4 protein-coding genes are annotated in these 6,551 nt (G+C 61.5%); all 4 read left to right on the forward strand.

The annotated features are described in order from the left end of the window. The first annotated feature begins 36 nt into the window (after nucleotides 1–36). Nucleotides 37–1,809, forward strand: a complete 1,773-nt coding sequence (locus AC5ZGW_RS33775; protein WP_245474726.1) for an FAD-dependent monooxygenase — start codon at nucleotides 37–39, stop codon at nucleotides 1,807–1,809. After that, nucleotides 1,706–3,439 (forward strand): thiamine pyrophosphate-requiring protein, encoded by a 1,734-nt coding sequence (locus AC5ZGW_RS33780; RefSeq protein WP_130226076.1) that lies wholly within the window; start codon nucleotides 1,706–1,708, stop codon nucleotides 3,437–3,439. The genes AC5ZGW_RS33775 and AC5ZGW_RS33780 overlap by 104 nt, the downstream gene beginning before the upstream one ends. Nucleotides 3,440–3,510: 71 nt before the next feature. Beyond that, entirely contained in the window at nucleotides 3,511–4,497 is a 987-nt protein-coding gene (locus AC5ZGW_RS33785) for a Bug family tripartite tricarboxylate transporter substrate binding protein (protein ID WP_165435225.1), read from the forward strand. Nucleotides 4,498–4,530: 33 nt separating this feature from the next. Next, on the forward strand, nucleotides 4,531–6,183 hold the full coding sequence (locus AC5ZGW_RS33790) for an FAD-dependent oxidoreductase (RefSeq protein ID WP_207231030.1): 1,653 nt from the start codon (nucleotides 4,531–4,533) through the stop codon (nucleotides 6,181–6,183). The last annotated feature ends 368 nt before the right edge of the window (nucleotides 6,184–6,551 follow it).

Raw genomic sequence — 6,551 nt, forward strand, 5'->3', positions numbered from 1 at the left:
TGATCGACTAGCAGTGCGCAAGTGAGGTCGGTGCGAATGCAGAGTCCGGGTAAAGCTGTTCCGGTGGTGATCGTCGGCGGAGGACCCGTCGGGACCGGACTTTCAATCGATCTCGGTCTGCGGGGCATCAACTGCATCGTTGTCGAACGCTACAGCGAGCCGCAGCCGATTCCGAAAGGACAGAATCTCACCCAGCGTACCCTCGAGCATTTCCATTTCTGGGGCGCTGAAGGGGAATTGCGCGCCGCCCGAACCATACCGAGTGATTACGGCATCGGCGGCATGACCAGCTACGGCACCTTGCTGAGCGGTTACCGCTACGACTGGCTACAGCGCGAACTCGTGCGGCCGTTTTATTTCTGCGACAATGAGCGCCTGCCGCAATACGCCACCGAGGCGGTGTTGCGCCGCAGGGCAGCGCAGATCCCAAACATCAATACCTTGTTTGGCTGGACCTGTGAGCGGATACATCCCGACGAAGGCGGGGTGGATGTCGAAATCACCAATCGCGACGGAAACAGGCGAAGCTTGCGCGCCGACTATGTCGTAGGTTGCGATGGGAGTCGATCGATCGTGCGCGACCAGGCGGGCATTCGCCAGACCAGGTCCGACCACGACCGCTTGATGGTGTTGCTCGTATTCCGCTCGACCGGCCTGCACCGGCTGCTCGAGCGTTATCCCGGCAAGTCGTTCTACAACGTGCTGCATCCGGAACTCGACGGCTATTGGAAATTCTTCGGCCGTGTGGATCTCGGCACCACGTGGTTCTTCCATGCGCCCGTTCCCGCCCACACCACGCGCGATAATTTCGATTTCCGACGACTCCTGCACGAGGCCGCCGGTGCGGAGTTCGAGATCGAGTTCGATCATATCGGCTTTTGGGACCTACGCTTTGCGCTGGCCGACAGCTATCGCGCGGGCCGTGTCTTCATCGCCGGGGACGCGGCGCACAGCCACCCCCCTTACGGGGGCTATGGGATCAACAGCGGGCTGGAGGATGCCGTCAACCTGTCCTGGAAGCTCGCGGCCACCCTGCAGGGCTGGGGCGGCTCCGGCCTGCTCGACAGCTATGACGCGGAGCGGCGGCCGGTATTCGCTTCGACCGCGCGCGACTTCATCGAGAAGTCGATCTTCGATGATCGCGATTTCCTGCGCCGGCATAATCCATCGGTTGACCGCGCCGACTTCGAAGCGGCCTGGCGCGAGCGACAGTCCGGCGCGCGCACTGAAGTCAACGCCTTCGAGCCGGATTATGAGGGCTCGCCGATCGTGTTCGGGCCGCCGGGTGCCGTGAGCAGTGCGATCGGTTCGCATGGCTATGCGGCCCGCGCCGGTCACCATCTCACGCCGCAGCCTTTATCCTCGGGCAAGAACATCTACGAAGAACTCGGCAGCGGCTTCACGCTGCTTGATCTGGGCGCGCCGAACGCTTTTGTGCAGGAATTCCGGCGCGCAGCCCACAGGCTGCGCCTTCCGCTCAAGGTGATCCAGGACAGCCGTGCCGACGGCCGGGAGCGTTATGACGCTTCGCTCGTGCTGGTCCGTCCCGATCAGTTCGTTGCCTGGGCGTCCAACGAGGGCACCGGCGATCCGGCCGATATCCTCCGACGGGTTGTGGGTGGGATCCGTGAAGTCGGACCGCGTCCAAGCCAGAACAAGAAACTGAAAAGCCGAAACCGGCAGGGAAACGACAGGGAACCAGAGCATGAGCTCTTACAGCGCTGCGCATTATTTCCTCGAAGGTCTCGTGGACCTCGGAGTGGACTATATCTTCGCCAATCTCGGGACCGACCACGTGTCCCTGATTGAGGAAGTCGCGCGGTGGGACAAGCAAGGCCGCAAGCGTCCGCAGATTATCCTCTGTCCACATGAGATCGTCGCCGTCCACATGGCCGGCGGTTACGCACTGGCGACGGGGAGGGGGCAGGCCGTTTTCGTGCATGTCGACGCCGGCACCGCAAATGCGTGCATGGCAATCCAGAACTTGTTTCGGTACCGTTTGCCCGTGATGCTGTTCGCCGGCTGCGCGCCCTACACCTTGCATGGTGAACTGCCAGCCTCGCGCGACACCTATGTCCATTTCGTGCAGGATCCGTTCGACATTGCGAGCATCGTTCGTCCCTATGTGAAATGGGAGTACTCGCTGCCGTCCGGCATAGTGGTCAAGGAGGCTCTGGCCCGCGCCGCCGCTTTCATGCACAGCGATCCTCCCGGACCGGTCTATATGATGCTGCCGCGCGAGACGCTGGCGGAGACATGGGACGAAACGCGGATGCCGGCCTACGACCCAGCACGGTACGGCGGCGTTCGGTCCGGCGGCATCGATCGGGCAAGAGTCGAGGCCATCGCCGACCAGCTGATGGCCGCGGACAACCCGATTGCGCTGACCGCCTATCTCGGTCGTAAGGCAGAGGCGGTTGCCGTGCTCGATCGATTGGCGCGGACCTGCGGCATCCGGGTCGCCGAATTCAATTCCATCGATCTCAATATGCCGCAGGGCTCGCCCTGCTTTGCGGGCTTCGATCCTCTGCCCCTGCTGGAGCAGGCGGATCTCGGGCTTTTGCTGGACACCGACGTCCCATTCGTTCCGCAGTACGCCAAGCGCATCGATGCGATCCGGTGGATCCAGATCGACGTCGACCCCCTGAAATCAGACTTTCCGATGTGGGGCTTTCCAACTGACATGAGAATTCAGGGCGACTGCGCGACCGTGCTGCAGCAGGTGCTCGACGTCGTCGAGGCGCGCGCCGACGATGGCTATCGCCGGCGGGTCGCTGAACGCATTGCGAGCTGGAATGGGGCGCGCGAGGCCGCAGCGAAACGCCGGGCCGCGGCTGCCGCCAACAAAGGGGTTCTGGGTGCGCTCAATCCCAGCTATCTGTTTGCTGTCCTGAACAGCAAGTTGGCGCAGGACGATATCGTTCTCAATGAGGCGATCCGCAACGGGCCGATGCTGCAGGAGCAGATTCATCGCACGCAGCCCCGAAGCTATGTCGGGCTCGCCGGCGGCGGCCTCGGCTTCAGCGGCGGCATGGCGCTGGGATTGAAGCTGGCGCAGCCGCATCGGCGCGTCGTGCAGATCATCGGCGACGGCGCTTTTCATTTTTCCTCGCCCGACTCCGTCTATGCAACTGCGCGGCAGTATGAGCTTCCGATCCTGACCGTGGTGCTGGACAACGGCGGCTGGCAGGCCGTGAAATCCGCAGTTCAGCGCGTTTATCCCACGGGTGTTGCCGCGGAAACGAACTCGTTCCAGTCCAGCTTGAGGTCGGACCGTCAGGGTGAGCAACGCCGTTTCGCCGACGTCGCACGTGCTTTCGGAGCTCATGGCGAGAGCGTGACTGAACCCGATGAGCTTGCCGGGGCGATCGATCGGTGCCTGGCGGCGGTGGACGACGGCAGGGCCGCAGTCCTGCATGTTCACGTCACGCCGCTTTAGTTCACAATGCTGGACAGTGCCGTCATCACAATAGGAAAACAGACGCGGCGATTGCGAGGAGAAACGTCACCGTGAAGGTTTTGAAAAGGCGATTCCTGGCCGGCATCTGTGTTGGATTGGTCGCATTGATTTCTCCTCGCACCACCATTGCGGAGCAGGCCACAAAATATCCGTCGCGACCCATCCACATCGTCGTCGGTTTCACGCCTGGCGGCGGCAACAATATTATCGCGCGTCTCTTCGGACAAAAATTGTCCGAGAGCCTTGGTCAACCAGTCATCATCGAAAACAGGCCGGGCGCCGGCGCGATTCTCGCCACCGATTATGTTGCGAAATCAGCACCCGACGGCTACACGCTCCTGATCGGTGCCAGCGGCGCCATGGTCATCAATCCGGCGGTTTACGCGAGATTGCCGTACGATCCTGTTCGCGATTTCATTCCAATTTCGGAACTCGGGTCGTTTCCGCTGATCCTGATCGTCAACGCCGCGTCGCCGCTCAAGTCCGTATCCGGGCTCGTTGCTTACGCAAAGCAAAATCCGAACAAGGCCAACTATTCCAGTTCGTCTGCGGCGTTTCAGCTGGCTACCGAGCTATTCAAGCAGAAGACCGGCGCGCCGATACAGATGATCCCGTACAAGGGCGCCAATGATTCCGTGGTCGCGGTGATCGCGGGCGAGGTGACAACGACGATTGCCGATGCCGGTTCGGTCTGGAGCCAGATCACGGGCGGCCAGGCGCGCGCGCTCGCCGTTGCGGCGCCGAAGCGCATGGAGGAACTGCCTGACGTTCCAACCATGAAGGAAGCAGGTGCAGACGTCGATGCTGTGTTGTGGAGCGGCATTCTTGCGCCCAAAGGGACGCCGCCAGATGTCGTAAGGAAACTGCAGGACGAATTCATGCGGATCGCCAAACTTCCAGACGTGGTTTCGCGATTGAAGCTACTCAACATCGACTCGGTCGGCAGTTCGTCGGACGAATTTTCCCGAATTATCGCATCGGATATCGCGCGCTGGACCGAGATAGCACGGATCGGCAACGTCAAGATCGAGCCGTGAACGGCTCAGGCGGAGAGTGGTGCGATGGCTGGGATGCTTGATGCGGACGTCGTGGTTGTCGGCGCCGGGCCGGTTGGGCTCACGCTTGCCATGGACCTGGCTTGGCGCGGCAGACGCGTGATCGTTCTGGAGACGCGCAGACGTGACGAGCCGCCCAGCGTCAAATCCAATCACGTCTCGGCGCGCTCGATGGAAATCTTCCGGCGGCTTGGCGTCGCTCTAAAGGTGCGCAACGCCGGACTGCCGCCAGACTATCCGAACGATGTCGCCTATCGAACGTCGTTCCTTGGCCGTGAACTGACCAGGATCAAGATTCCCTGCCGCGCGGAGCGATATACGTCCAAGGACGGCCCGGATACGTGGTGGCCGACGCCGGAGCCGCCGCATCGGATCAACCAGATCTATCTCGAGCCGGTCCTGTTCGATCATTTGTCGTCGATGCCCGGCGTGCGCATCCTGAGCGGAACATCGCTCGTCGATTTTCGGCAGAGTCCGGAGGGTGTCATCGCATCCGCGCGGGAGCGCGATACCGCGGAGGAAATCGCAGCATCCTGCCGGTTTCTGGTCGGCTGCGATGGCGGGCGCTCTCTGGTCCGCAACACGATCGGTGGGCGGCTGAGCGGCGATCCTGTTCTGCAACGCGTGCAGTCGAGCTTCATTCGAGCCCCAAAACTGCTCGAGATGTTGAGACAACGCGGCGGGACGCCGGCGTGGGCTTCCTTTGCACTGAACCCGCGTCAATCCGGCAACGTATACGCGATCGATGGCAAAGAGACCTGGCTCGTGCATGTTTATCTGAATGCCGACGTGACGGAATTCGATGCCGTCGATCGCGACGGTGCAATCCGAACAGTGCTCGGCGTGGACGGGGATTTTCAGTACGAGCTGATTGCCAAGGAAGACTGGATCGGGCGGCGTCTGATCACGGACAAGGTTCGTGACGGCCGCGTCTTCATATGCGGAGACGCTTGCCACCTGTGGGTCCCTTATGCTGGCTATGGCATGAATGCGGGCATTGCGGACGCGGCAAACCTGGCGTGGTTGCTTGCGGCCCATCTGGAGGGTTGGGCCGATGAGCGAATTCTGAACGCCTACGAGGCCGAGCGGCTTCCGATCACGGAGCAGGTGTCACATTTCGCCATGGACCACGCCCACGCCATGGCGAAAGCGCGGAAGTCCATTCCACCCGACATCGAAGTGGAGGGGCCGGAAGGTGACGCCGTTCGAGGCTTGATTGGACAATCGGCCTATGACCTCAATGTTCAGCAATATTGCTGCGCGGGGCTCAATTTTGGCTACTATTATCGAGGTTCCCCGATCATCGCTTATGATGAAGAGATTCCGCCGCCTTATACGATGGGTGACTTCACGCCATCGACCGCTCCCGGCGCGCGCGTCCCGCACTTTTGGCTCGCCGATGGCCGCTCCTTGTACGACGCGATGGGACCTTACTACACACTGCTTCGCAGCGATCCAGGCGTCGATGCGTACGGCTTGACGACCGCTGCTTCGGCGGTCGGCATGCCTTTGACAGTTCTCGACATTGCCGCAACGGAGTTGCCCGCCGTCTATCAGCACCCTCTCATACTGGCTCGTCCGGATCAGCATGTCGCTTGGCGTGGCGATCGGCTGCCGAACAATCCCGCAGCGCTGATGAACATTCTTCGCGGCAGCCAAGGCGTCTAACACAGACAAACATGACCATTGACCAACGCCCGGCTCGCCTGCGGTCACCGCGGATGCTTCCTCCAAGCGCGACGGCTTGGGCTTCGGTGTCTCCCTGACCGGACCTCGCTCGTCGGGCTGGTTCTCTTGAAGCCCGTAAGCCGGAAAAAGTAGGCGCGTCGCCGCGCCATCTTGCGTTTGCTCAAGGCTGTCCTAGCCTGCGGGTCTCTCCTAACAGCTAACGGAGGAGAACACGCGCACCCTCAGAATGGCATTGATAGGTGGATTCACCGGAGCCTTGATGGCTGGCAACGTCGCGACGCTCCATGCGGCTCCTTTGCCGACCAACGTGGCAAGCATGAAATCCATGATCGCTGACAGTTCGATCC

The organism is Bradyrhizobium sp. Crot121 (assembly GCF_059512385.1).

What these genes read in the sequence shown, in the direction of transcription:
- AC5ZGW_RS33790 (WP_207231030.1), top strand. Translation starts at nt 4,531, where the DNA reads ATGCTTGATGCGGACGTCGTGGTTGTCGGCGCCGGGCCGGTTGGGCTC.
- AC5ZGW_RS33780 (WP_130226076.1), top strand. Translation starts at nt 1,706, where the DNA reads ATGAGCTCTTACAGCGCTGCGCATTATTTCCTCGAAGGTCTCGTGGAC.
- AC5ZGW_RS33775 (WP_245474726.1), top strand. Translation starts at nt 37, where the DNA reads ATGCAGAGTCCGGGTAAAGCTGTTCCGGTGGTGATCGTCGGCGGAGGA.